The following is a 23,715-nucleotide window of genomic DNA, read 5'->3' on the forward strand; positions in this document are numbered from 1 at the left end:
GGCGCCCGGGATAGGTTTCGCCGCATGGGTCACCAGGGGAGCCGCGGCGAGCGGCAGATCAGTTCCGTCTTCCTCGGCGTCGTCGCCGTCATGGCGGTCACCGGCTGGGCGGTGTGGACCGGCTACGCGGCGAGTCCGGGCCTGGCCGTGTTCCTGTTCGTCACGGCGGCGTGGATCGTCTCGTTGTGCCTGCACGAGTACGCGCACGCGCGGACGGCGCTGCACGGCGGTGACATCACGGTCGGGGCGAAGGGCTACCTGACGCTGAACCCGCTGAAGTACACGCACCCGCTGATGAGCATCGTGCTGCCGGTGGTCTTCGTGATCCTGGGCGGGCTGGGCCTGCCGGGCGGCGCGGTGTACATCGAGCGCGACCGGATCGACCGTCGTTGGAAGCACAGCCTGATCTCGGCGGCGGGTCCGCTGACGAACGTGGCGTTCGCGATCGTGTGCACGGCGCCGTTCTGGCTGGACGCCCTGGACGGGGTGCCGGTGCCGTTCATCTTCGCGTTGGCCTTCCTGGCGTTGCTCCAGGTCTCGGCTGCGATCTTGAACTTCCTGCCGGTGCCGGGCCTGGACGGGTACGGGGTCATCGAGCCGTGGCTGTCGCACCGGGTGCGCCGCGAGCTGGCGCCGCTGGCCCCGTTCGCGCTGATCGGGGTGTTCGCGCTGCTGTGGATCCCCGAGGTCAACGCGTTCTTCTTCGAGGCGGTGCGGGGCGTGCTGCGCGGGCTGGGCGTGTCGGACCTGGAAACGTACTGCGGACGCGACCTGTACCGCTTCTGGCAGGACTCGTACGGCTTCTGCGCCGCCCCGGCGGACTGAGCCGCCCCGGCGGACGGCCCCGGCGGACGGCCCCGTCGGGCGCGCCCGTCGGCAGGCCCCGGCGGGCGGCCCCGTCAGGCGGCGGTGCGTCGCTTGCGGGCCTTCTCCTTGCGGATGTAGTACCAGGCCATGTTGGACGTCAGTCCCGCCAGCAGCACCCACACGATCCCGAGGAAGCTCCCCTCCACGAAGGCGACCACGGCCGCGGCCACGGCGAGGGCGCAGACGACAACGGCGAACACGGCAAGGCGGGGCATCCCGAACAGCTCCTCGGCAACACAAGACGGGGTCGAGCCCCTCCAGTGTCCCCCATGCCCCGCGGCGTCCGGGCCCCGCCCGGCCCGCGGGGCTCCGAGGCCGTCTCAGGCCCGCTCAGACGTCCGTGAGGCGCAGGCCCGCGTGGGCCTTGTAGCGGCGGTTGGTGGAGATCAGGTTGGCGACCATCGCCTCGACCTGGTGGGCGTTGCGCAGCCGGCCCGAGAAGACGCCGCGCATGCCGGGGATGCGGGCGGCGAGGGCCTGGACCAGGTCGGTGTCGGCGCGGGACTCGCCGAGGACCATGACGTCGGTGTCGATCTCCTCGACGGACTCGTCCTGGAGGAGGACGGCCGAGAGGTGGTGGAAGGCGGCGGTGACGCGGGAGTCCGGGAGCAGGGCCGCGGCCTGCTGGGCGGCGCTGCCCTCCTCGACCCGCAGGGCGTAGGCGCCCTGCTTGTCGAAGCCGAGCGGGTTGACGCAGTCGACGACGAGCTTGCCGGCGAGGTCCTCGCGCAGGGCTTCGAGGGTCTTGGCGTGGCCCTCCCACGGCACGGCGATGATCACGATGTCGCTGCGCCGCGCGCACTCGGCGTTGTCGGCGCCCTCCACGCCGAGGCCGAGCTCGCCGGCGGCGGCCCGGGCCCGGTCGGCGGCGCGGGAGCCGATGATCACCTTCTGGCCGGCGCGGGCGAGTCGGTAGGCGAGGCCGCGGCCCTGGTCGCCGGTGCCGCCGAGGACGCCCACGACCAGGCCGGATACGTCGGGGAGGTCCCAGGGGTCCTTGGCCGGGGGCTTCTGCGTGCTGTCCGATGAAGTCATGGGGGCGAGGGTACTGCCGGGTAGCCCAAGGTCGAAGGGGGTTGCGGGGCCGGTGGTCCGCGCGGCGGCCTTCCCCGCGCCCGGGATGCGGCAGGATGCCGTCATGGACGCCGTGAGGGTCGCGTTGTTGCGGGAGGTGCTCGCCGGTACCGGGTGGCCGCAGGAGGCCCGGCGGTTCGCCGGGGCGCTGCGCGGTTCGGTGGTGCCGGCGGGCGGGAACCTGCTGTTGGTGGGCACCGAACGGTACGAGCCCTGGCACCTGGCGGCGCACCTGGTGGACGAGGCCGCCTGGTCGGGGCTGCCGGAGCTGGCTCCGACGCTGGTGCGCCACCGGGTGCGGCCGGGCGAGCCTCCGCACCTGTCGGTGGGGCTGGGTCGGCTGGGGGCGGCCCGGCGCGGGCACACGCTGCTGGTGGTGGCGCCCGAGCGGCCCGGGGAGGGCCTCCTGGAGCGGGTGCACGACGCCCGGCGCGCGGGGGCGACCGTCCTGTCCCTGGACGGCGGGGACCCGGATCTGGGGTCGTTGGCGCACGAGGTGCTGTCGGCGCCCGCGGACACCGCGGAGCTGGACCTGGACACGGTGCAGCACCTGGTCAGCGCGGCGGCCGGGGAGAACACCCCGCCGGCGCGGCGGGGGCGGGGAAGGTTCCGGGACCGACTGGCGCGGCTGGCGGACCGGTTGGCCGCCCCGCCGCCCAGTCCCTGGTAGGTCGCCCCGGCCCCCGCCCGCCGGGCCGGCGGGACCGGCTACGCGGTGCCGCCCCCGTCCTCCTCGCGGGACTTGTCGTTCCACTTCGGGTCGGTCTGCCATTCGAGGTTGCGCTCCTGCGCGGTCTCCATGGCGTGGGCCGCCTCCTCCGGGGTGGAGTACGGGCCGAAACGGTCCTTCGCCGGGCACTCGGGCCCTTCCTCGACCTTCTGGTGGACCAGGCAGTAGTACCACTCGCCTGCTTTGCCCACCTGGCGCTTCTTGAACAGGGCCATCGTCGTCGGGCTCCTCTCGATACCGCTCTGTGCCGCCATGCTGCCCCATCCCCGGTCGATACACTCGCTTGCATGTCCGGCCAGTCGCTGCTCGTACCAGGCGAGCTCTCTCCCGTCCGTTCCGTTCCCGGAAACATCCGCCGTCCCGAGTACGTGGGCAAGCCCGCGCCCACCCCGTACACCGGACCGGAGGTGCAGTCGGCCGAGACGATCGAGGCGATGCGCATCGCCGGCCGGATCGCCGCCCAGGCGATGGAGGAGGCCGCAAAGCACATCGCTCCGGGGGTGACCACGGACGAGTTGGACCGGGTCGCGCACGAGTACATGTGCGATCACGGCGCCTACCCCTCGACGTTGGGCTACCGGGGCTTCCCCAAGTCCCTGTGTTCCTCGCTCAACGAGGTCATCTGCCACGGCATCCCCGACTCGACCGTCCTGAAGGACGGCGACATCGTGAACCTCGACGTGACCGCGTACATCGGCGGGGTGCACGGCGACAACAACGCCACGTACCTGTGCGGTGACGTGGACGAGGAGTCGCGGCTGCTCGTCGAGCGCACCCGCGAGGCCCTGAACCGGGCCATCAAGGCGGTCAAGCCGGGCCGCCAGATCAACGTGATCGGTCGGGTCATCGAGTCGTACGCGAAGCGCTTCGGCTACGGCGTGGTCCGGGACTTCACCGGGCACGGGATCAACTCGTCCTTCCACTCCGGCCTGATCATCCCGCACTACGACAGCCCGCACGCGACCACGGTGATCGAGCCCGGGATGACGTTCACCATCGAGCCGATGCTGACCCTGGGCACCCACGAGTACGACATGTGGGAGGACGGCTGGACGGTGGTCACGAAGGACCGCAAGCGGACGGCCCAGTTCGAGCACACGCTCGTGGTGACCGACAGCGGCGCGGAGGTCCTCACCCTGCCGTGAGGCGCGGTCGCCGATCGGGCGGCACACTTTTTTTACCGACAGGACGTCGGGAACACATTGACTTAGGTATGCCTAAGTAGGAAGATCGGGCGTGGCGGCGGTGTCGCCACGCCCGATTCCCCTTCCTTCGGAGGTCCGTCTTGGACGCCTTCTCCACGGTCATCCGTGTCGCCTCGCACGAGCAGCACACCGAAGCCGAGACCTCTACCTTCATGAGCGACCTGCTCGGCGGCAGGCTCGGCGTCGAGGCCTACGCCCGCTACACCGAGCAGCTGTGGTTCGTGTACCGGGCGCTGGAGGACGGGGCCGAGGCCCTGCGCGAGGACCCGGTGGCGGGTCCCTTCATCCAGCCCGAGCTGATGCGCGTCGCCGAGATCGAGCGGGACCTGGAGCACCTGCGCGGGCCCGACTGGCGCGCGTCCGTCACCGCCCTGCCCGCGACGCGGGCGTACGCGGATCGGGTCGCCGAGTGCGCCGCGTCCTGGCCGGGCGGGTACGTCGCCCACCACTACACCCGCTACCTGGGCGACCTCTCCGGCGGGCAGATCATCCGCGACAAGGCCGAGCGGACCTGGGGCTTCAGCCGCAAGGGCGACGGCGTGCGCTTCTACGTCTTCGAGGACATCTCCAACCCGGCCGCCTTCAAGCGGACCTACCGCGAGCTGCTCGACGCCATCGCCGCGGACGACCTGGAGAAGCAGCGCATCATCGACGAGTGCAAGCGCGCCTTCGACTTCAACGGCGCGGTCTTCCGCGAGCTGGGCGAGGAGTTCCCGCTCAGCGCCTGAGGCGCCGGGGCGCGGGACCGCGCCGACGCGCGGACGCGGGAGGGACGACCGAGGGCCGGTCGGGTGCGCGTGGCACCCGACCGGCCCTCGGTCGCGTTCGCGGTCCTACGAGGCGAAGCGGACGCGGCCGCCGATCTCGACGGTGCCGTCCGGCCCCGGGGCGGTGAGGATCTGGGAGCCCGCGCCCTGGGTGATGTTGAGGGCCCGGTTCAGCTGCGCCGTCAGCAGGATCGCCGCGGAGCCGGTGGCCTCGTCCTCGGTGATGACCCCGTCGGGGCGGCGCGGGAAACCCCGGGCGCGGACGCGGCCGGCGGCCTCGTCCTCCCAGGCCCAGGCGTACAGCCAGCCCTCGCCGGGCGGCGGGGCGGGCAGCGCTTCGACCTCGGCGACGGACGCGTACCGGTGGGTGCGCTTCTCCGTGACCCACTCCGGCCGGGCCGTGATCCAGGTGAACTCCCCGTCGTCGCGGGCCCATACGGATCCGGCCGGGGGCCGGAGCTCCTCGATGTCGAGCAGCCAGGCGACCCCGACGAGCGGGTGCCCCGCGAAGGACATGCGCGTGCCGGGCGTACGGATGTCGACGACCCCGCGCTCGGGGTCGTCGACGAACACCGTCTCGCTGTAGCCGAGTTCGGCGGCCAGCGCCTGTCGGGACGCGTCGTCGGGGCAGGTCCGGCCGTCGCGGACGACTCCGAGCAGGTTGCCGTACCGGCCGTCACCCGCGCAGAAGACCTTGATCACATCGAGATCGTTCACCGGGGCATTCAAGCACGGCCCGGGTCCCGCTCCCGAAGTCCCTTGCGGGGAGCGGGCGTCCGGCCGGGTCGGGTCAGTCCTGGGCCGGGCGGCGCCGGCGGGCCGCGTACACCGCGCCCGCGCCGGCCGCCACGATCACGGCGGAGGCGCCGAGGAGGGCGCCGGCCGGGACCTCGGCACCGGTCGCGGCGAGGTTGCCGCCCGCCGAGCCGCCCGCCGAGCCACCCGCCGAACCGCCGCCGGCCGTACCGGCGCCTCCGGCGGAGCCGCCCGTACCGCCGGTGGTGCCGCTGCCGCCCGTGGTGCCGCTGCCGCCGGTCCCGGTGCCCGTGGTGGGCAGGACGACGTCCTTGTCCACGGCCACGGACAGGTCGAGCGGGTCCATCGGCTTGCCCGGCCGGTACTTGTCGAGGACCGCGTTGTCGTTGGCGAAGACGGCCGAGCCCTGCTCGGTGAAGTACGCGGGGACCGCGTTCAGCGCCAACAGGCCGTCCTTGGTCCGGTAGTCCGTCTTCGACAGGTCGAGCGTGGCGAAGGGGATGTCCTTGGTGGTGCCCTTGTCCGTCTTCACGTCGAGGGTCAGCGTGCCCGCCTTGCCGGCGCCGGCGACCCGGACGTTCTCGAAGGTCATGTCCAGGCCGTGGAGCTTGAACTCGAAGCGCAGGGAGCCCTGGAAGGAGGCCTTGAGCTTCTGGTTCTTGACGTCCAGTTCGCCCGCGCCGAACGCGAACGCGTACGTGTCGCCGCTCTTGACGGCGCCGCCGCTCGCCGTGGTGCCCTTCTCGCCGACGTACTCGCGGAAGGACTTCATGACGCCCCAGGTGAGCTTGCCGTTCAGCACCTTCTGGGGGCCGTCGGCGGGGGCCCCGGTCCCGGTGCCGGTCGGCTTGGGGGACGCGGAGGTCGACGTGGACGAGGAGGGGCGCGCCGACGGCGATCCCGAGGTGGTGGAGGGGGAGGGCGAGGCGGAGGTGGACGTCGAGGTGGAGGGGGACGGGGAGGTCCTCTCCTCCAGGGTGACGGCCGCCGTCAGCTTGTCCCCGGGCCTCCCGGCATAGGTGTCGCGGCCGAAGACCGCGGCGAACTCGGGGGTGAGGGTGGTGGCGAGGTCCCTCATCTGGGGCCCGGTGAAGGCCACGTCCGCCAGCGGCACCTTCTCCTTGAGGGTGCCGTTCTTGGTGACGTCGGCCGTCAGCTTCTTCGTGCCGGTGTCGATGCGGAAGTTCTCCATCTTGACGACGAAGCCGTGCGCGGTGCCGTCGAAGACGACCGAGCCCCGGAACGCCGCCTTCAGGACGTTGCCGCCGGCCTCGTCGTACTCGCCCGTGGCCGAGCCGAAGCGGAAGCCGCCGGGGACCTCCGTGGCGCCGTCGTGCACGGTGATCGAGCCGATGCTCTTGACGTAGGCGCGCAGGCTCTCCAGCACGCCCCAGTCGAGGGTGCCGCCGAGGACCCTGACGGGGGCCGTCGTCTGCTCCCCGGTGGCGGCCGGCGCGGAGCCGACCGCCGTGGCGGGCAGGACGAGGGCGGCACTGCCGAGGGCGGCGGCGGTGAGCACGGCGGCCGCGAGGACGGCCGGACGGCGGACGGACGAGGACATCGGGGAACTCCTGGAGGGACGGGGGAAGAGGAAGGGGGTGGGGGCGAGCCGGCGGGCGGGCCGCGGGCCTACGACGCCCCGGGGGTCGCGGTGTCGGAACCCGCCCCGGAACCGGGGGCGGCGGAACCGGCCGCGGCGGTGCGGCGCCTGCGCAGCGCCAGGAGGACGGCCCCGCCGGCGAGCAGCAGGACGGCCGCGCCCAGGGCGACGTACAGCGCGGTGTTCGAGGACTCCCCGCGCGCGGCGGCGGGCGCCGGGACGGGGGCGGTGGTCGGCGACGCGGCGGGGGCGTCGGGCGTCGGGGAGGCGGTGGAGCCGAGGTCCGGCAGGGCGGGGAGCCGCGCCGCGCCGTCCAGGGCGACGGCGAGCGAGACGGGGTCCATCTCGGTGCCGGCCTTGTACATGGAGTTGAAGGCCCGGGAACCGCCTTCGGTGAGGGTGGCCGGCGCTTCGGTGAGGGTGGCGAGCGCGCCCTCGGTCTTGATCCCCTTGGCGTCGAACTCGACGAGCGCGACCGCGCCCTTGGTCTCGGATCCGGTGGTCACGTCGGCGCTGAGCAGGCCCTTGCCGTTCTCGACCTTGACGGTGACCTTGCCGAGGGTCAGGTCCAGGTGGGCGCCGGTGAAGCGGACGGAGCCGGCGAAGGCGGCGTCGAGCGTCCCCTTCGTCGCGTCCCAGGTGCCCTTGCCCTGCGGGAAGCGGAACAGCGCGCCGCCGTCCTGGGCGCCTTCGGTCAGCGTCCACTTGCCCTGGCCGACGGAGCCGGTGACGTACTCGCGGAAGGTGCGGCGCACGCCCCAGTCGACGGCGGCGTCGGTGAAGGCGCCCTGAGCCTGCGGGGTCGCTCCCGCGGTCGGGGTGGGGGACGCGGTGGGGCCGGCGGACGCGGCCGGCGGTGCGGGCGCCGCCTCCTTGATGTCGGCGGACAGCGAGACCGGGTCGAGCTGCGCTCCGGCGGCGTAGTAGCCGGCGAAGGCCTTCGCGCCCTGTTCGGTGAGGGTCGCCGGGACGTTGGTGAGGACCAGCGGGCTGCCGGCGCCCCTCATGTCGATCCCGCCGAGCCCGAGCGTGGCGAAGGGGACCTGGGACTCGTTGCTGACCGCGCCGGTGTCCTTGGCCTTGCTGGACACGTCGAGGTAGAGGGTGCCGCGGCCGCCGGCGATCTTGACGGTCGGTCGACTGACGGTCATGTCCAGCTCGTCGACCCCGTTGGGCTTGCGGTGGCCCTGGAAGCTGACGCCACCGCTGAAGGAGGCGCTGAACTCGCCGGTGGCGGGGTCGTAGGAACCGTTCGCGGAGTGGAAGCGGAACAGGCTGCCGCCGACGGTGGCCGCGCCGTTCCTCAGCTGGAAAGAGCCTTTCGCGATCGGACCCGTGACGTAATTCTGGAAGGAGGATTTCATGCCCCAGTCCAACCGCCCGCCCTGAACGGTGCGGCCCGCCGCGTGCGCGGTGGCGGCCGGCAACAGGGCCCCGAGCAGGGCCGCCAAGAGGGCGACGGCGAGCGCGCGGGCGGGTCTTGCGGACATGAAGGTCCCCTCCAAGGTCTGGCGAGCAAGGTTAGGCTAACCTAAGCTATTCGCGGTCTGACGGGGAACCCCCGTGCCCGCAGAACCTCGCCCAGCCACCCGCCGGCTCCCGGCCGGGACGATCAGGACGGTGCCTTCGTGTCTACGCCCGCCGCGTCATATCGCCTACCGCGCTTCGCCGTTGCCCTCGCGGCACTGGCTCTCGCCGTGACCGGCTGCGGGGGCCCGACCGAGGCCGCGGGCTCCCCCGGGCACTCCCCGGCCGCCGCCGTCCCGGACCGGATCGAGCCCCTCCCGACCACACCCCGACCGGCGCTGCCCGTGACGGTGGACTCGGCCGACGGCAGCCGGGTCACCGTCGCCTCGGCGGAGCGGATCGTGCCGCTGACGGGCAGCCTGAACGAGATCGTCCAGACCCTCGGACTCGGCGGGCAGGTCGTCGCCCGCGACATCACCGCCACCTTCGAACAGGCCGCCTCCCTGCCGGTGGTGACCCGCGGACACGACGTCTCCGCCGAGAGCGTCCTGTCGCTGCGGCCGACGCTGGTGCTCGCCGAGACCACCACGGGTCCCGCCGAAGCCGTGCGGCAGATCCGCGACGCCGGCGTCCCGGTGCTGGTCGTCGCCCCCGCGAAGGCGCTGGACGACGTCCCGAGGCGGATCGACGCGGTGGCGGCCGCGCTGGGCGTCCAGGACGCCGGCGCACAGCTCAGGCAGCGCACCGCCGACCGGATCGCCGCCGCGCGCGCGAACGTTCCCGCGGCCTCGGCCGAGAAGCCCCGCGTGGCCTTCCTCTACCTGCGCGGCACGGCCTCGGTCTACCTGCTGGGCGGCTCCGACTCGGGCGCGGCCTCGCTGCTGGAGGCGGCGGGCGCGATCGACACCGGCAAGGAGTCCGGCCTCGGCAAGGACTTCACCCCGATCACGAGCGAGGCCCTGGCCGCCGCCGCCCCGGACGCGATCCTCGTCATGACCAAGGGCCTCGAATCGGTGGGCGGCGTCGACGGGTTGGTCAAGATCCCCGGTGTCGCCCAGACCCCGGCCGGCATGGACCGTCGGGTGGTCACCGTGGACGACGGGGTCCTGCTCAACTACGGGCCCCGCACCGACCAGGTGCTCTCCTCCCTCGTCGGCCAGCTCCACGGCAAGGGCGCCTGAGATGGCCCTCCCCCACGACCTCCCGGCCGCCGGAGCCGGGACACGCGGCGAAACCGGCACGACCGGCGGGGCGACCGGTGGGGCGACCGGTGGGACCGGGACCGACGCGCCCCCACCGGACCCGACCCCGCCACGGGCACCCGACCCCCTGGCGGCAGCGGCCCCGGCGGTCGTCCCCGCGCCGGCACCGCGCGGCGGCCCGGCGGACGGGCCCCGCGCGCCGGGCCGCCGCCGCACGGCGGTCCTGCTGACGGGGGGCCTGGTCGCCGCCCTGCTCCTGCTCGCCCTGCTCTCCGCCGGCATCGGCGCCTACCGGATCCCGACCGCGGACGTCCTCGCGTCCGCCCTGCACCGGGCGGGCCTCGGCGGCGCCCCCCTCGACCGGGTCGGGGAGAGCGTGCTGTGGAACGTACGCCTCCCCCGCGTCGTCCTCGCCCTGCTGGTCGGCGCCTCCCTCGGCTGCGCGGGAGCCCTGATGCAGGGGGTCTTCGGCAACCCGCTCGCCGAGCCCGGCGTGATCGGCATCTCGGCGGGCGCGGCCGTCGGCGCGGTCGCCGCCATCGGGCTGGGCCTGACCTTCCTCGGGAACTGGACGATCACCGCCTGCGCGTTCGTCGCGGGGCTGGTCACCGTCTGCTCCGTCTACCTGCTCTCGCGCAACGGCGGGAGGACCGAGGTGGTCACCCTCATCCTCACCGGCATCGCCGTCAACGCCTTCGCGGGCGCCCTGATCGGCATGTTCGTCTTCTTCGCCGACAGCGGGCAGGTCAACCAGATCACCTTCTGGCAGCTCGGCTCCCTCGCCCAGGCCACCTGGCCGAAGGTCCTCGCGGTCCTGCCGTGCGCCCTCGCCGGCCTCCTCGTCGCCCCCTTCTACGCACGCCGGCTGGACCTCCTCGCGCTCGGCGAACGCCCCGCCCGCCACCTCGGGATCGACGTGGAACGGCTGCGGCTGGCACTGATCCTGGTCGTGGCGCTGCTGACGGCGGCCGCCGTGGCCGTGGCCGGGGTCATCACCTTCGTCGGCCTGTTGGTGCCGCACCTGTTGCGGATGGCGAACGGGCCTGGGCACCGCTTCCTGGTGCCGGGCAGCGCCCTCGCCGGGGCCGTGGTCCTGATGGCGGGCGACCTCGCCGCCCGGACGCTGGCCCAGCCCGCCGAGTTGCCCCTCGGTGTGCTGACCGCCCTGATCGGCAGCCCGTTCTTCTTCTGGCTGCTGCGCCGCACCCGTCGCAGGCAAGGAGGGTGGGCGTGACCCCCCGTACGACCGGCACCGCCGACGGCGCCGACACCATCACCGCCACCGGAGCCGACACCTCCGACGTCGCCCGTACCGGGTTCCCCCCGCTGTCGGGCCTCCTGTCGGCCCTGCGGCGCCGCCGTCCGCGCCGCGCGCCCGACCGCCCCGCGCGGGGGGCCGCCCTCGCCGAGGTCGAGGGGTTGCGCGTGCGGCTCGGGGAGCGCGAGGTGCTCGCCGGCATCGACCTGGTCGCCCGCGCGGGCGAGGTGCTGGCCCTGGTCGGGCCGAACGGCGCCGGGAAGTCCACCCTGCTCGCCGCGCTCGCCGCCGACCTGCCGGCCGCCGCGGGCACCGTACGCATCGACGGGCGCCCGGTGGGCGACTGGACGGCCCCCGAACTGGCGCTGCGCCGTGCGGTCCTGCCCCAGTCGGCCGCCCTGTCGTTCCCCTTCCCCGTGGCCGACGTGGTCCGCATGGGCCGCGCGCCCTGGGCCGGCACCCCGTCGGCGGAGCGGGACGAGGAGGCGGTGGCCCGGGCGATGGCCGCCACCGAGGTCACCCGGTTCGCCGAGCGGCCCTTCTCCGCCCTCTCCGGCGGCGAGCGCGCCCGGGTGGCCCTGGCCCGGGTCCTGGCCCAGGGGGCGCCGCTGCTGTTGCTCGACGAGCCGACGGCGGCTCTGGACCTGCGCCACCAGGAGTTGGTGCTGCGGATCTGCCGGGAGCGGGCGGCGGCCGGCGACGCGGTGGTGGTGGTCCTGCACGACCTCGGGCTGGCGGCGGCGTACGCGGACCGGGCGGCCGTGCTGCACGACGGTCGGATCGCGGTGGCCGGGCCCCCGTCGGAGGTCTTCGAGGACGCCCTCCTCAGCCGGGTCTACCGCCAGCCCGTGGAGGTGTTCCCGCACCCGCGGACCGGGGCCCCGCTGGTCGTTCCGCTCCGCGTACCGACGGACGGGAAGACTTCCGCCATACGAAATCCTGACGCGGTTTGACCCGCGCTTGACCTCCGTTTGAAGGGGTCGTGGAAGGCCCGTGACGGGCTCGTGTCCGGGGCCGAGACATGAGAGTCGAATCACTGGACGACGCGGCTCCGGTGAGGTAAGCCTCGGTTAAGTTAGGTCCGCCTCACCAGCCCCCCACTCGTCTTGACCCCCGCCAGGAGCCCCCATGCGACCCGCCCGCCTCACCGTCCTCACCGCGGTCGCCGCGGTGGCCGCACTCACCGCCGTCACCGGCTGCGCGGAGAAGGGCGCCAAGGACGGTTCGGGCGCGATCCGCGTGACCGCGACGGACACCGCGTGCGAGGTCTCCCCGACCGAGTTCCCGGCCGGCAAGGTCGAGATCGACGTCGAGAACAAGGGCTCCAAGGTCACCGAGCTGTACGTCCTCTTCCCGGACGACCGCATCGTCGCCGAGCGCGAGAACATCGGCCCCGGCACCCGGGTCACCATCACCGCCGAGATCAAGGCGGGCGACTACGCCCTCGCCTGCAAGCCCGGCATGAAGGGCGACGGCATCCGCACCAAGGTGAAGGCCACCGGCGCGGGGGGCACCGAGAAGCGCTCCCCCGAGCTGGACGCGGCCGTCGCCGCCTACCGCAAGTACGTGCAGGAGCAGGCCGACGAGACGCTGCCGAAGGCCCAGGTCTTCGCCGACGCCGTCAAGGCCGGCGACCTGGAGGCCGCGCGGAAGGCGTACGCCCCCTCCCGCATCGGCTGGGAGCGCACCGAGCCCGTCGCCGAGTCCTTCGGCGACATCGACCCGAAGGTCGACGTCCGCGAGGACGGCCTGGAGGCCGGCCAGGACCCGGCGAAGGACTGGACCGGCTGGCACCGCCTGGAGAAGTCCCTGTTCCAGGACAACAGGATCGACGACAACGACAAGAAGCTCGCCGACACCCTGATGGCCGACCTCACCGACTGGCAAAAGCGGGTCGGCACCGCGGAGATCACCCCGACCTCCATGGCCAACGGCGCCAAGGAGCTGCTCGACGAGGTCGCCACCGGCAAGGTGACGGGCGAGGAGGAGCGCTACTCCCACACCGACCTGGTCGACTTCAAGGCCAACGTCGAGGGCGCCCAGAAGTCGTACGAGCTGCTGAAGCCGACCGCCGAGAAGAACGACCCGGCCCTGACCGCGCAGCTCGACGCCCGGTTCGCCGCCCTGAACGCCCTGCTCGACAAGTACCGCGCCGACAAGAACGGCTACGAGTTCACCTCCTACGACAAGGTCGGCGAGAGCGAGCGCAAGGAGCTGTCGGACGGGGTCAACTCCCTCGCCGAGCCGCTCTCGAAGCTCGCGGCGGCGGTCGCCAAGTAGTCCGGGCGACCGGCACGAGGCAGGAGAACACGATGACCGACCCACGACCCGAAGGACCGGACGGCGGCGCCCCCGCCCCGTCCCGGCGTGCCGTCCTCGGCTGGGGCGGGGCCGGGTTCGCACTCGGCGCCGCCGCGGCCGGCGGGGCCGTCGCCGCCCTCGGCGGCCGTACGCCGATGGAGTCCGCGGCCGGCGCCGGCGCCGCCGTGCCCTTCCACGGGGAGCACCAGGCCGGCATCGCCAGCGCCGTCCAGGACCGGCTGCACTTCGCGGCCTTCGACGTGACGACCAAGGACCGCGCGGAGCTGGTGCTCCTGCTGAAGGAATGGACGCAGGCGGCCCGGCGGATGACGGCCGGACTGCCCGTCGGCGAGGGCGGCTTCGGCGGCCTGCCGCAGGCTCCGCCGGACGACACGGGCGAGGCGCTGGGCCTGAAGGCCTCCCGGCTCACCCTGACCGTCGGCTTCGGCCCGGGGCTGTTCGCCAAGGACCGCTTCGGACTGGAGGGCCGGCGCCCGGAGGCGCTGGTCGACCTGGAGCTGTTCCCCGGCGACAACCTCGACCCGGCCCGCTCGGGCGGCGACCTGTGCGTCCAGGCCTGCGCCGACGACCCCCAGGTCGCGGTGCACGCCATCCGTCAGCTCGCCCGCATCGGCTTCGGCCGGGTCGCGGTGCGCTGGTCGCAGCTCGGCTTCGGCAAGACCTCCTCGACCACCCCCGAGGAGCAGACCCCGCGCAACATGATGGGCTTCAAGGACGGCACCCGGAACATCTCGGGCACCGACCGGGCGGCCCTGGACAAGCACGTGTGGGTGGGCGCGGGCGACGGCCACGACTGGCTGACCGGCGGCTCGTACCTGGTCGCCCGGCGCATCCGGATGCACATCGAGACCTGGGACCGCACCTCGCTGCGGGAGCAGGAGGACATCATCGGCCGCGACAAGGGCGAGGGCGCCCCGGTGGGCCGGTCCAAGGAGCGCGACGAGCCCTTCCTGAAGGCGATGAAGCCCGAGGCGCACGTACGGCTCGCGCACCCGGACACCAACAACGGCGCGCAGATCCTGCGCCGCGGCTACTCCTTCACCGACGGCACGGACGGCCTGGGCCGGCTCGACGCGGGCCTGTTCTTCCTGGCCTACCAGCGGGACGTCCGCACGGGCTTCGTGCCGATCCAGCGGCAGCTGGCCAAGTCCGACGTCCTCAACGAATACATCCAGCACGTGGGTTCGGCCGTCTTCGCCGTCCCGCCGGGCGTCCGCGACAAGGACGACTGGTGGGGCCGGACGCTGTTCGCGTAGTCCCCGCCGGAGAGGAAACCGCCGTGTTCGGCAACTATCTGATCGGCCTGCGCGAGGGCCTGGAAGCCAGTCTGGTCGTCTGCATCCTCGTCGCCTACCTGGTGAAGACGGACAACCGGGCCGCGCTGCGCCCGGTGTGGATCGGCGTCGGGATCGCCTGCGCGCTCTCGCTGGCCTTCGGCGCGATGCTGGAGTTCGGCACGCAGGAGCTGACCTTCCAGGCGCAGGAGCTGCTCGGCGGCACCCTGTCGATCGTCTCCGTCGCCTTGGTGACGTGGATGGTCTTCTGGATGAAGCGCACCGCCCGGAACCTGCGGGCCGAGCTGCACGGCCGGCTCGACGCCGCCCTGGCGATGGGCACCGGCGCGCTCGTGGCCACCGCCTTCCTGGCCGTGGGCCGCGAGGGGCTGGAGACCGCCCTGTTCGTGTGGGCCTCGGTCCGGGCGAGCGGCGAGGGCTCCTCGGCGCCGCTGATCGGGGTGCTGCTGGGCATCGCCACGGCGATCGTGCTGGGCTGGCTGTTCTACCGGGGCGCGCTCAGGATCAACCTGTCGAGGTTCTTCACGTGGACCGGCGCGATGCTGGTGGTCGTGGCGGCGGGCGTCCTCGCGTACGGGGTCCACGACCTCCAGGAGGCGGCGTTCCTCGGGGGCCTGAACGACAGGGCCTTCGACATCAGCGAGGTGATCCCGCCGGACAGCTGGTACGGGGTCCTGCTGAAGGGCGTCTTCAACTTCCAGCCGAACCCGACGGTCCTCCAACTGGTGGTGTGGTCGGCGTACCTGGTCGTGGTCCTGACCCTGTTCCTGCGGCCGACCGGTGCCCGCCCCGCGACGGCCGCCCCGACGGCGGCCGGGGCGGGCTCGGGTCCCGAGGGACGGGGCTGAGGACCTGCCGCGCTCAGCCGCGCCCGATGTAGGGCATCGCGGTCGCCATGACGGTGGCGAACTGGACGTTCGCCTCCAGCGGCAGCTCCGCCATGTGCAGCACGGTCCGGGCAACGTCGGCGGCGTCCATGACGGGCTCGACGGCCAGTTGCCCGTTGGCCTGGAGGATCCCGCTCTGCATGCGCTCGGTCATCTCGGTGGCGGCGTTGCCGATGTCGATCTGCCCGCAGGCGATGCGGTACGGGCGCCCGTCGAGCGACAGCGACTTGGTCAGGCCGGTCATGGCGTGTTTGGTCGCGGTGTAGGCGATGGAGTTCGGGCGCGGCACGTGCGCCGAGATGGAGCCGTTGTTGATGATGCGGCCGCCCTGGGGGTCCTGGGCCTTCATGGTCCGGAAGGCGGCCTGGGCGCAGAGGAAGGCGCCGGTCAGGTTGACGTCGACCACCTGGCGCCAGGCCTCGGGGGTGATGTCCTCCAGGGCGACCCCGGCGGGGCCGAAGGTGCCGGCGTTGTTGAAGAGCAGGTCGAGGCGTCCGTGGCGCTCCCGCACGGTGGCGAAGAGGGCGGCCACGTCGTCGGGATCGCTCACGTCGGCCCGTACGGGCAGGACGTCCGCGCCGGCGGGGGCGGCGGCGGCCGTCTCCTCCAGGGGCTCGGGGCGGCGTCCGGCGACGGCCACGGACCAGCCGGCCCCGGCCAGGGCGAGGGCCACGGAGCGGCCGATGCCGGAGCCCGCGCCGGTCACTACAGCGATCTTCTTCCGAGGTGCGTTCACGGTTCCGCACAGTACGGGACGGCGGCCGTCCGGCCCCGGACGTTCCGACAGCTGAGAACATGGGTCGGTCAGGGGTCGTGTGACCGTATGAGAAGACTGGAGTACCGCATGTCGGAGAGAGGCCCCTCGACGGCCCCCGCGCAGGGTTCGTCGCCCGAACCGCCCCCCTCCCCCACGGCCGGGCCGCGCGCGGGCGCGGACCCCGCCGGCCCCGTGAAGGCGGCACGTCGCACCGGACTGCTCGTCACGTTCGTGCTGGGCGGGCTCACCGCCCTCCCCCCGCTGTCCATGGACATGTACCTGCCGGCGCTGCCGGAGGTGACCACCGCCCTGAACAGCCCGGCCGCCACGATCCAGCTCACCCTGACCGCCTGCCTCGCCGGCATGGCGCTGGGACAGCTCGTCATCGGCCCGATGAGCGACAAGTGGGGCCGGCGCCGTCCGCTGCTGGCGGGCATGGTCGTCTACGTCCTGGCCACCGCGATCTGCGCCCTGGCCCCGACCGCCGAGCTGCTGATCGCCTTCCGCCTGCTCCAGGGCCTTGCGGGCGCCGCCGCGATCGTCATCGCCCGGGCCGTCGTCCGCGACCTGTACGACGGCGTCGAGATGGCCCGGTTCTTCTCCACCCTGATGTTGATATCCGGGGCCGCCCCGATCGTCGCCCCACTGATCGGCGGCCAGGTCCTGCGCTTCGCCGACTGGCGCGGCGTCTTCGTGGTCCTGACCGCCGTCGGCTTCGCCCTGACGCTGCTGGTGTGGCGCAGCCTCGGCGAGACGCTGCCGCCCGAGCGGCGGCACACCGGCGGCGTGGGCGCGGCCCTGCGGACCATGCGCGGCCTGCTCGGCGACCGGGTGTTCGCCGGGTACACCCTGGCGGGCGGCTTCGCCTTCGCCGTGCTCTTCTCCTACATAGCCGCCTCGCCCTTCGTGGTGCAGGAGATCTACGGGGCCTCCCCGCAGGCCTTCAGCCTGCTGTTCGGCGTCAACTCCGTCGGGCTGATCATCGTCGGGCAGATCAACGGCAAGCTGCTGGTCGGCCGCGTCAGTCTGGACAAGGCCCTGGCCACCGGTCTCGCGGTGATCCTCGTCGCCTCGGTGGCGCTGCTGCTGATGTCCACCGGCGTCTTCGGCGAGGTCGGCCTCCTCCCGGTGGCCGCGGCGCTGTTCGTGCTGATGTCCGCGATGGGCCTGGTCCTGCCGAACACCAACGCGCAGGCCCTCATGCGCACCCCGCACGCCGCCGGATCGGCGTCCGCCCTGCTCGGCACCTCCTCCTTCCTGGTCGGGGCCGTCGCCTCGCCGCTGGTCGGGATCGCGGGCGAGGACACGGCGGTGCCCATGGCGCTGGTCCAGCTGACCTGCTCGCTGCTGGCGGTGGGCTGCTTCCTGCTGATGTGCCGCCCGTGGCGGCCCCGCGAGGCCACGACCGACGTCGGGGCCGGCTCGGCGCCGTAAACTTCGCGGGTGAACGCCGCCGCCTCCCCCTCCGTCCCCACCAGCGCCGACACCCTGCGCAGCGCCCTCGCGGGGCTGCTCGAAGGGCTCCCGAAGAAGCAGGCCTCGGCCGCCGTCGAACGGCTCATCGCCAACTACCGCGGTACGACGCCCACCGACGCCCCCGTACTGCGCGACCGCTCCGACGTCGCCGCGTACGCCGCGTACCGGATGCCGGCCACCTTCGAGGCGGTGTGCCGCGCCCTGGACGGCCTGGCCGCCGCCGCGCCGGACTGGACGCCGGGCTCGCACGTGGACGTGGGCGGCGGCACCGGCGCCGCGACCTGGGCCGTGGACGCCACCTGGGACGGGCCCCGCACCACCACGGTGCTGGACTGGGCCGAGCCGGCGCTGGCCCTCGGCAGGGAGCTGGCCGGGCGCTCGTCGTCCGGGGCGCTGCGCGCGGCCGAGTGGCGGCGGGCCGTCATCGGCGCGGGGCTGAGCCTGCCCGACGCCGACCTGGTGACGGTCTCGTACGTGCTCGGCGAGCTGACCCCCGAGGCCCGCCGGGCGGTGGTCGCCGAGGCGGCCCGCGCCGGCGGCGCCGTGGTGCTGATCGAGCCGGGCACGCCCGAGGGCTACCTGCGCGTCCGGGAGGCGCGCGAACAGCTCGTGGAGGCGGGGATGCGGATCGCCGCGCCGTGCCCGCACGACGGGACGTGCCCGATCGAGGTGGGCCAGGACTGGTGCCACTTCTCGGCGCGGGTCAGCCGTTCCTCCCTGCACCGGCAGGTCAAGGGCGGTTCGCTGGCGTACGAGGACGAGAAGTTCGCCTACGTCGCCGCGAGCCGCTTCCCGGTGTCCCCGGCCGCCTCCCGGATCACGCGCAGGCCGCAGATCCGCAAGGGGCTCGTCCTGCTCGACCTGTGCGGTCCCCAGGAGGGGCCGGGCGCGGGGCTGTCCCGGGCCACCGTGACCAAGCGGCACGGCGACCTCTACAAGGCGGCCCGGGACACCGAGTGGGGCCGGGAGTGGCCCCCGGCCCCGTAGCGGGCACCCGCTAGGCCGTCTGCGCCGGGCGCAGTTCCTGGGTGCAGCACTTCACGCTGCCGCCGCCCTTGAGCAGTTCGCCCAGGTCCATGGGCACGGGCTCGAACCCGCGCTCGCGCAGGGGCGCCGCCAGTCCGGTCGCGGCCTGTGGCATCACCACGTGCAGGCCGTCGGAGACGGAGTTGAGCCCGAAGGCGGCGGCGTCGGCCGCGTCCACCAGGAGGGCGTCCGGGAAGAGGCGGCGCAGGACCGCCCGGCTGCCCGGCGAGAAGGCCTCGGGGTGGTACATGATCTCGTCGCCGTCGAGCACGCACAGCGCCGTGTCCAGGTGGTAGTAGCGAGGGTCCACCAGGTCGAGGCCGATGACGGGGCGGCCGAAGAACTCCTGCGCCTCGTCGTGGGAGAGCGGGCTGGAGCGGAAGCCGCGACCGGCCAGGATGTATCCGGCGGTGACGGCGAAGTCCCCCTCGCCCTCGTTGACGTGCGAGGGCTCGTGGATGTCGGTGAAGCCGTGGGCCCGGAACCAGTCGAGGTGGATCTCGGCCTCGGCGGTCCGTTCGGGGTAGGCGAAGCGGGCGCCGAGGACCTTGCCGTCGACGACGAGGGCGCCGTTCGCGGCGAAGACCATGTCGGGGAGTTCGGGGTCGGGCACGAGGGTCTCGACGGTGTGGCCGAGGGCCCGGTAGCGGTCCCGGAGGTCTTCCCACTGGGCGAGTGCGAGGGGCAGGTCCACCGGTTTCGTGGGGTCCATCCACGGGTTGATGGAGTACGTGACCCGGAAGTGTGCCGGTGGGCACATCAGGTAGCGCCGGGGTGTGGCGTCTCTGCGCAAAGAAGGCTCCTCACGACTTTCACGGGTGTCGCGGGCGGCGCGGCCGCGACGCCCGCGAGGGTGTGGAGAGAATCGTCTCTCCTGGGGCCTGACCGCGCAGTGAACTGATCGGGTGGTTTGGGGAATGGCTGGAAGACGATACGTCTCGCACCGATACTGGTCGCATGAACAAGTCTCCCGACGCCACCCGCCGCAGCGACCGGTCCCGCCGCGCGATCCTCGAGGCCGCCCTCGCCCTGGTCGGGGAGGTCGGCTACAACAAGCTGACCATCGAGGCGATCGCCGCCCGCGCGGGCGTGGGCAAGCAGACCATCTACCGGTGGTGGCCCTCGAAGGCGGCCGTGCTGCTCGACGCCTCGCTGGCCCTGGCCGGGGACGCCGAGACGGACGGCGGCTGGACGGGCTTCCCCGACACCGGGGACCTCGCCGCCGACCTGAAGACCGTGATGCGGGCCACCGTGGACGAGTTCGCCGACGAGAAGTACGCCGCCCCCGCGCGCGCCCTGACCGCCGCCGGGGCCACCGACCCGGAGCTCGGGGCGCGGTTCACCGAGCGGCTGCTGGAGCCGCAGCTCGCGCTCTACGAGGCCCGTCTGCGCACGGCGCGGGACGCCGGCCTCCTCACGGCGGACGCGGATCTGCGTCTGGTGGTGGAGATGCTGGTGGGCCCCCTGACGTACCGGTGGCTGCTGCGGACCGGTCCGCTGACCCACGCGTTCGCGGACGCGCTCGTGGACGGCGTCCTGGCCGGCGTGAGCGGGGTGGGAAAAGTCACCGAGTCCCGATGAGACGGCGGGAAGACGGCGGGTGGCCCCTGGGTGGCCGAGAACATATGGCCGAGTTCTTCGGTTATGTGGCGATCCGGAATCGGGTACCCCGATTGGGGGGTGCGGTCACCCGGGGCTCAGGATGGTGGGACCATGGAATGGTCTGCCGGGGCAACGGTGAGGTGAGGGGATAGATGGGGTCTGAGTCCGGCCGCGTCAAACGCGGCGAGCAGAGCAGGATTTCCCAGTGGCTGCGCCGCCGCTCGAAACCCGTCGCCGAAGACCCCGCCGGGCTGCGCGAGGCCCTCCTCCTGGAGGTGGCCGCCGCCGGCCTCCCGATCTCCCCCGCGGCCCATCCCGCCGGCTACCGATGTTCGTGCGACCGCATCGGCTGCCCCACCCCCGCGCGCCACCCCGTCTCCTTCGCCTGGCAGACGCAGTCGACCACCGACCGCGCGCAGATCGAACGCTGGGCGCGCAACCAGCCCCAGGCCAACTTCATCACCGCGACCGGCATGGTCCACGACGTCCTGGACGTCCCGCTGGAAGCCGGCCGCGCCGCGCTGGAACGCCTGCTGGCCGCCGGGATCGAAGTCGGACCCGTCGCCGAGTCCGGCGGTACGGGCGACCAGGCCCGGATGCTCTTCTTCACCGCGACCCGGGGCACCCCCGAGGACGAGGACGAGTGGTGGCCCTGCGAACTGGACTGCCACCCCGAGACGATGGACGAACACCCCGGCCTGCGCTGGCACTGCCGCGGCAGCTACGTCCTGCTCCCCCCGGCGATGCTGCCGGGCGACTTCACGGTGAGCTGGCTGCGCGACATGCGCCACGCCCTCCCGGACCCGCTGACGCTGCTGGAAACCCTCACCGACGCCTGCGCCCGGTACGCGGGCAGCACACCCCAGACCCCGGCGGCGGTCGCCTGGCCCCTGGGCCGCTGACCCGGCTGCCGGGGGCGGGGCCCCCGGCGGCCCACCCGGCCCCCGGGACCGGGAGGTCCGGGGCCGATGGAGCGGGGCCCCGGGCCCCGGGCCTCAGTGGATCTGCGACACCACCACGTCGAGGGACCACGGCTTGACGCCCCTGCCCGCCGGGGCCTCGGCCTCCACCAGGTAGCCCAGGTCCCGCAGGGCCGTGACCAGCTCCTCCGGGGTGCGCGGCGCGGCCCCGGCGAGCAGCAGGTCCCGTACCAGACGGCCCTTCGTGGCCTTGTTGAAGTGGCTCACCACCGAGCGCTTCTCCACCCCGTCCACGATCTGCGCGTGCAGCACCCGCACCGTGGCCGTCCGCCCGGCGACCTCGCCCTTCGGCTTCCACGCCGCCCCGTACGCCGAGGACCGCAGGTCCAGCACCAGCCCGTCGCCCGCCGCCTCGGGCATCACCTCGGCCATCGGACCCCGCCAGTACGCCCCCAGCGCGCCGAGCGCCGGCAGCTTGACCCCCATCGAGAGCCGGTACGAGGGGATCCGGTCCGTCACGCGCACCGCGCCCCACAGCCCGGAGAAGACCATCAGCGAGCGGTCGGCCGCGGCCCGCGCCGGCGCGGGCAGGCCCGCCAGGTCCAGGGCGTCGTACAGCACACCGGTGTAGATCTCCCCGGCGGCGCGGGCGGGAGCGGTCCGCAGCGCCGCGTTCTTCGCGACCTCCGCGCGCAGCCCCTCGCCGATGCCCAGCACCTCGCGCGCCTTCGTCTCGTCGGCCCCGCACAGCTCGACGAGTTCCGCGAGGACGGTCGCGCGCGCGTCCGTCAGACCCGGCAGGGACAGGGAGTCGAGCTCCAGCGGTGCGCCGGAGCCGCCGGCGGCCTTTCCCTCGGAGGGCGGCAGCAGCACGAGCACGGTGGTTCTCCTTCAACGCGGCGGTACACGGAGCGAGGGGTGCGGCCCCGTAGCCAGGGTAGACGGCGTGCCGCGCCCCGCCGGCCGCCCACCGCGCCCGAGCCCTCCCCACCGGGCACCGGGGGACCTTCCCGGCGAATCGCCCGGGAACGGCCTACGCTCGACCCATGCCACGCCGCCACATGCACATGACCGGCGCAGAAGGCGCTGCCCTGCGGTCCGCGCTGCGTGACCTGCGCACGCGCCTGGGCGTACCGCTCGACTTCCCGCCCGAGGTCCTCGCCGAGGCGGAGCGGGCGGCGGCCGCTCCCCGAACGCCCTCCGCGGACGCCACCGACCTGCCCCTGTTCACCATCGACCCGCCGGGCTCCGTCGACCTCGACCAGGCCATGCACCTGGCCGTGCGGCCCGGCGGCGGCTACCGCGTGCACTACGCCATCGCCGACGTCGCCGCGTTCGTCACCCCCGGCGGCCCCCTCGACCGCGAGGCGCACCGGCGGGTCACCACCCTCTACTTCCCCGACGGGAAGGTGCCCCTGCACCCGACCGTGCTCTCGGAGGACGCGGCCAGCCTGCTCCCGGACCGGACCCGTCCCGCGCTCCTGTGGCGCCTCGACCTCGACGCGGACGGCCGCGTCGAGCACACCGACGTCCGCCGGGCGCTGGTGCGCAGCCGGGCCCGGCTGGACTACGAGGGCGTCCAGAAGGCCATCGACACCGGTACCGCCGAGGAACCCCTGGCCCTCCTCAAGGACGTCGGCACCCTGCGCGAGGCCCTGGAGGCCGAACGCGGCGGCGTCTCCCTGGACGTCCCCGAGCAGGAGGTCGTCGAACGGGACGGCCACTACAGCCTGGCCTACCGGGCCCCGCTCCCCGCCGACGGCTGGAACGCGCAGATCTCCCTGATGACCGGGATGGCCGCCGCCGACCTCATGCTCGCCTCGGGCACCGGCGTGCTGCGCACCCTGCCCGCCGCCCCCGACGGCGCGGTGGGCCGGCTGCGGCGGGCGGCGAAGGCCCTGCGGATCGACTGGCCGCACCACGTCCCGTACGCGGCCCTCGTGCGCTCCCTGGACCCCCGGCTGCCGGCGCACGCCGCGTTCCTCCAGGAGTGCACCGCCCTGCTGCGCGGCGCCGGGTACACCGTGTTCACCGACGGCCGGCTCCCGGACCCGGCGCTGCACGCGGCGGTCGCGGCCCCGTACGCGCACTGCACGGCACCGCTGCGGCGGCTCGTCGACCGCCACACCGGCGAACTGTGCCTGGCGGCGGTGGCGGGGACCGCGCCCCCGTCGTGGGTGACGTCGGCGTTGGAGGCGCTGCCGCGCGAGATGGCCGAGGGCGGCCGGCTGGCCAACACGGTGGAGCGGGAGTGCGTGGACCTCGTCGAGGCGGCCCTGTTGCGGGACCACGTCGGCGAGACCTTCGAGGCGACGGTCATCGAGGTCAAGGAGCACGAGCCCCGCGTCGGCACCGTCCACCTGGAGGAGCCGGCGGTGGTCGGCCGCGTCGAGTCCGCCGGGGCCGACCTCCCGCTCGGCGACCGCGTCCGGGTCCGGCTGACCCACGCCGACCCGGGCACCGCGAAGATCCTTTTCGCCACGGTCTGAACGGCGCTGAACGGC

At 73.7% G+C, this 23,715-nt stretch carries 24 protein-coding genes; 15 read left to right on the plus strand and 9 right to left on the minus strand.

The window, feature by feature from the left end:
- Window positions 1-24 precede the first annotated feature (24 nt).
- Complete coding sequence (locus ACZ6ZI_RS01900; RefSeq protein WP_469514511.1) at window positions 25-825, plus strand: site-2 protease family protein; 801 nt, start codon at window positions 25-27, stop codon at window positions 823-825.
- A gap of 74 nt (window positions 826-899) precedes the next feature.
- Here the strand turns inward: ACZ6ZI_RS01900 and ACZ6ZI_RS01905 are convergent, their stop codons facing one another.
- A complete protein-coding gene (locus ACZ6ZI_RS01905) occupies window positions 900-1,082 on the minus strand; it encodes a hypothetical protein (protein ID WP_363061712.1) in 183 nt (60 codons plus the stop codon).
- 115 nt (window positions 1,083-1,197) lie between these two features.
- Window positions 1,198-1,902 carry an NADPH-dependent F420 reductase gene (gene npdG / locus ACZ6ZI_RS01910; protein WP_363061710.1) on the minus strand — a complete coding sequence of 235 codons (705 nt, stop codon included), beginning with the start codon at window positions 1,900-1,902 and terminating at the stop codon, window positions 1,198-1,200.
- A gap of 103 nt (window positions 1,903-2,005) precedes the next feature.
- Here npdG and ACZ6ZI_RS01915 point away from each other — a divergent pair, with 103 nt between their 5' ends.
- Window positions 2,006-2,611 carry a hypothetical protein gene (locus tag ACZ6ZI_RS01915; RefSeq protein WP_469514516.1) on the plus strand — a complete coding sequence of 202 codons (606 nt, stop codon included), beginning with the start codon at window positions 2,006-2,008 and terminating at the stop codon, window positions 2,609-2,611.
- A gap of 38 nt (window positions 2,612-2,649) precedes the next feature.
- Here ACZ6ZI_RS01915 and ACZ6ZI_RS01920 read toward each other — a convergent pair whose 3' ends face one another.
- Window positions 2,650-2,886, minus strand: coding sequence for a hypothetical protein (locus ACZ6ZI_RS01920; protein WP_363061762.1), 237 nt, complete (start codon window positions 2,884-2,886; stop codon window positions 2,650-2,652).
- Window positions 2,887-2,958: 72 nt separating this feature from the next.
- Here ACZ6ZI_RS01920 and map point away from each other — a divergent pair, with 72 nt between their 5' ends.
- Both map and ACZ6ZI_RS01930 read left to right on the plus strand, forming a co-directional pair.
- Complete coding sequence (map, locus tag ACZ6ZI_RS01925; RefSeq protein ID WP_469514519.1) at window positions 2,959-3,816, plus strand: type I methionyl aminopeptidase; 858 nt, start codon at window positions 2,959-2,961, stop codon at window positions 3,814-3,816.
- Window positions 3,817-3,956: 140 nt separating this feature from the next.
- Window positions 3,957-4,604 carry a biliverdin-producing heme oxygenase gene (locus tag ACZ6ZI_RS01930; protein ID WP_469514522.1) on the plus strand — a complete coding sequence of 216 codons (648 nt, stop codon included), beginning with the start codon at window positions 3,957-3,959 and terminating at the stop codon, window positions 4,602-4,604.
- A 105-nt stretch (window positions 4,605-4,709) separates the two neighbouring features.
- Here the strand turns inward: ACZ6ZI_RS01930 and ACZ6ZI_RS01935 are convergent, their stop codons facing one another.
- From ACZ6ZI_RS01935 to ACZ6ZI_RS01945, 3 genes are all read right to left on the minus strand, one after another.
- A complete protein-coding gene (locus tag ACZ6ZI_RS01935; RefSeq protein WP_469514526.1) occupies window positions 4,710-5,360 on the minus strand; it encodes a PhzF family phenazine biosynthesis protein in 651 nt (216 codons plus the stop codon).
- A 73-nt stretch (window positions 5,361-5,433) separates the two neighbouring features.
- Window positions 5,434-6,960 (minus strand): HtaA domain-containing protein, encoded by a 1,527-nt coding sequence (locus ACZ6ZI_RS01940; RefSeq protein WP_469514529.1) that lies wholly within the window; start codon window positions 6,958-6,960, stop codon window positions 5,434-5,436.
- Between the two features lie 68 nt (window positions 6,961-7,028).
- Window positions 7,029-8,489 (minus strand): HtaA domain-containing protein, encoded by a 1,461-nt coding sequence (locus ACZ6ZI_RS01945; protein WP_469514532.1) that lies wholly within the window; start codon window positions 8,487-8,489, stop codon window positions 7,029-7,031.
- Between the two features lie 138 nt (window positions 8,490-8,627).
- Here ACZ6ZI_RS01945 and ACZ6ZI_RS01950 point away from each other — a divergent pair, with 138 nt between their 5' ends.
- The 6 genes from ACZ6ZI_RS01950 to efeU all read left to right on the plus strand — a co-directional run bounded on the left by ACZ6ZI_RS01950 (window position 8,628) and on the right by efeU (window position 15,391).
- The gene (locus ACZ6ZI_RS01950; protein WP_469514534.1) at window positions 8,628-9,647 is read left to right on the plus strand and encodes a heme/hemin ABC transporter substrate-binding protein; all 1,020 of its coding nucleotides are present in this window, start codon (window positions 8,628-8,630) and stop codon (window positions 9,645-9,647) included.
- Between the two features lies 1 nt (window position 9,648).
- Window positions 9,649-10,902: a FecCD family ABC transporter permease gene (locus ACZ6ZI_RS01955; protein WP_469514536.1), complete on the plus strand. Its 1,254-nt coding sequence runs from the start codon at window positions 9,649-9,651 to the stop codon at window positions 10,900-10,902.
- A 113-nt stretch (window positions 10,903-11,015) separates the two neighbouring features.
- Window positions 11,016-11,879 carry a heme ABC transporter ATP-binding protein gene (locus ACZ6ZI_RS01960; RefSeq protein WP_469515782.1) on the plus strand — a complete coding sequence of 288 codons (864 nt, stop codon included), beginning with the start codon at window positions 11,016-11,018 and terminating at the stop codon, window positions 11,877-11,879.
- Between the two features lie 175 nt (window positions 11,880-12,054).
- On the plus strand, window positions 12,055-13,206 hold the full coding sequence (gene efeO, locus ACZ6ZI_RS01965) for an iron uptake system protein EfeO (protein ID WP_363061692.1): 1,152 nt from the start codon (window positions 12,055-12,057) through the stop codon (window positions 13,204-13,206).
- A 32-nt stretch (window positions 13,207-13,238) separates the two neighbouring features.
- A complete protein-coding gene (efeB, locus tag ACZ6ZI_RS01970; RefSeq protein WP_469514539.1) occupies window positions 13,239-14,504 on the plus strand; it encodes an iron uptake transporter deferrochelatase/peroxidase subunit in 1,266 nt (421 codons plus the stop codon).
- 23 nt (window positions 14,505-14,527) lie between these two features.
- Window positions 14,528-15,391, plus strand: coding sequence for an iron uptake transporter permease EfeU (gene efeU / locus ACZ6ZI_RS01975; RefSeq protein WP_469514542.1), 864 nt, complete (start codon window positions 14,528-14,530; stop codon window positions 15,389-15,391).
- A 13-nt stretch (window positions 15,392-15,404) separates the two neighbouring features.
- Here the strand turns inward: efeU and ACZ6ZI_RS01980 are convergent, their stop codons facing one another.
- Entirely contained in the window at window positions 15,405-16,178 is a 774-nt protein-coding gene (locus ACZ6ZI_RS01980) for an SDR family oxidoreductase (protein ID WP_469515784.1), read from the minus strand.
- A gap of 96 nt (window positions 16,179-16,274) precedes the next feature.
- On the opposite strand from ACZ6ZI_RS01980, the gene ACZ6ZI_RS01985 reads away from it, so the two are divergent.
- Both ACZ6ZI_RS01985 and ACZ6ZI_RS01990 read left to right on the plus strand, forming a co-directional pair.
- A complete protein-coding gene (locus ACZ6ZI_RS01985; protein ID WP_469514545.1) occupies window positions 16,275-17,621 on the plus strand; it encodes a multidrug effflux MFS transporter in 1,347 nt (448 codons plus the stop codon).
- Window positions 17,622-17,630: 9 nt separating this feature from the next.
- Window positions 17,631-18,650: a small ribosomal subunit Rsm22 family protein gene (locus tag ACZ6ZI_RS01990; RefSeq protein ID WP_469514548.1), complete on the plus strand. Its 1,020-nt coding sequence runs from the start codon at window positions 17,631-17,633 to the stop codon at window positions 18,648-18,650.
- Between the two features lie 10 nt (window positions 18,651-18,660).
- On the opposite strand, the gene ddaH is transcribed toward ACZ6ZI_RS01990, so the two are convergent.
- Entirely contained in the window at window positions 18,661-19,608 is a 948-nt protein-coding gene (gene ddaH / locus ACZ6ZI_RS01995; protein WP_469515787.1) for a dimethylargininase, read from the minus strand.
- 38 nt (window positions 19,609-19,646) lie between these two features.
- Between ddaH and ACZ6ZI_RS02000 the strand changes: the two genes are divergently transcribed.
- The gene (locus ACZ6ZI_RS02000; RefSeq protein WP_469514552.1) at window positions 19,647-20,270 is read left to right on the plus strand and encodes a TetR/AcrR family transcriptional regulator; all 624 of its coding nucleotides are present in this window, start codon (window positions 19,647-19,649) and stop codon (window positions 20,268-20,270) included.
- A gap of 173 nt (window positions 20,271-20,443) precedes the next feature.
- Window positions 20,444-21,193, plus strand: a complete 750-nt coding sequence (locus tag ACZ6ZI_RS02005; protein ID WP_469514555.1) for a bifunctional DNA primase/polymerase — start codon at window positions 20,444-20,446, stop codon at window positions 21,191-21,193.
- Between the two features lie 93 nt (window positions 21,194-21,286).
- On the opposite strand, the gene yaaA is transcribed toward ACZ6ZI_RS02005, so the two are convergent.
- Complete coding sequence (gene yaaA / locus ACZ6ZI_RS02010) at window positions 21,287-22,090, minus strand: peroxide stress protein YaaA (protein ID WP_469514558.1); 804 nt, start codon at window positions 22,088-22,090, stop codon at window positions 21,287-21,289.
- A 167-nt stretch (window positions 22,091-22,257) separates the two neighbouring features.
- Between yaaA and ACZ6ZI_RS02015 the strand changes: the two genes are divergently transcribed.
- A complete protein-coding gene (locus ACZ6ZI_RS02015) occupies window positions 22,258-23,700 on the plus strand; it encodes an RNB domain-containing ribonuclease (RefSeq protein ID WP_469514561.1) in 1,443 nt (480 codons plus the stop codon).
- Window positions 23,701-23,715: the final 15 nt, after the last annotated feature.

The organism is Streptomyces sp. NPDC103540, assembly GCF_055584445.1.

Coding starts and splice junctions, on each gene's coding strand:
- npdG (WP_363061710.1), bottom strand. CDS start 1,902: ATGACTTCATCGGACAGCACGCAGAAGCCCCCGGCCAAGGACCCCTGG.
- ACZ6ZI_RS01915 (WP_469514516.1), top strand. CDS start 2,006: ATGGACGCCGTGAGGGTCGCGTTGTTGCGGGAGGTGCTCGCCGGTACC.
- ACZ6ZI_RS01900 (WP_469514511.1), top strand. CDS start 25: ATGGGTCACCAGGGGAGCCGCGGCGAGCGGCAGATCAGTTCCGTCTTC.
- ACZ6ZI_RS01920 (WP_363061762.1), bottom strand. CDS start 2,886: ATGGCCCTGTTCAAGAAGCGCCAGGTGGGCAAAGCAGGCGAGTGGTAC.
- ACZ6ZI_RS01985 (WP_469514545.1), top strand. CDS start 16,275: ATGTCGGAGAGAGGCCCCTCGACGGCCCCCGCGCAGGGTTCGTCGCCC.
- ACZ6ZI_RS01945 (WP_469514532.1), bottom strand. CDS start 8,489: ATGTCCGCAAGACCCGCCCGCGCGCTCGCCGTCGCCCTCTTGGCGGCC.
- ACZ6ZI_RS01940 (WP_469514529.1), bottom strand. CDS start 6,960: ATGTCCTCGTCCGTCCGCCGTCCGGCCGTCCTCGCGGCCGCCGTGCTC.
- map (WP_469514519.1), top strand. CDS start 2,959: ATGTCCGGCCAGTCGCTGCTCGTACCAGGCGAGCTCTCTCCCGTCCGT.
- efeB (WP_469514539.1), top strand. CDS start 13,239: ATGACCGACCCACGACCCGAAGGACCGGACGGCGGCGCCCCCGCCCCG.
- efeO (WP_363061692.1), top strand. CDS start 12,055: ATGCGACCCGCCCGCCTCACCGTCCTCACCGCGGTCGCCGCGGTGGCC.
- ACZ6ZI_RS02005 (WP_469514555.1), top strand. CDS start 20,444: ATGGGGTCTGAGTCCGGCCGCGTCAAACGCGGCGAGCAGAGCAGGATT.
- ACZ6ZI_RS01955 (WP_469514536.1), top strand. CDS start 9,649: ATGGCCCTCCCCCACGACCTCCCGGCCGCCGGAGCCGGGACACGCGGC.
- ACZ6ZI_RS02015 (WP_469514561.1), top strand. CDS start 22,258: ATGCCACGCCGCCACATGCACATGACCGGCGCAGAAGGCGCTGCCCTG.
- ACZ6ZI_RS02000 (WP_469514552.1), top strand. CDS start 19,647: ATGAACAAGTCTCCCGACGCCACCCGCCGCAGCGACCGGTCCCGCCGC.
- ACZ6ZI_RS01905 (WP_363061712.1), bottom strand. CDS start 1,082: ATGCCCCGCCTTGCCGTGTTCGCCGTTGTCGTCTGCGCCCTCGCCGTG.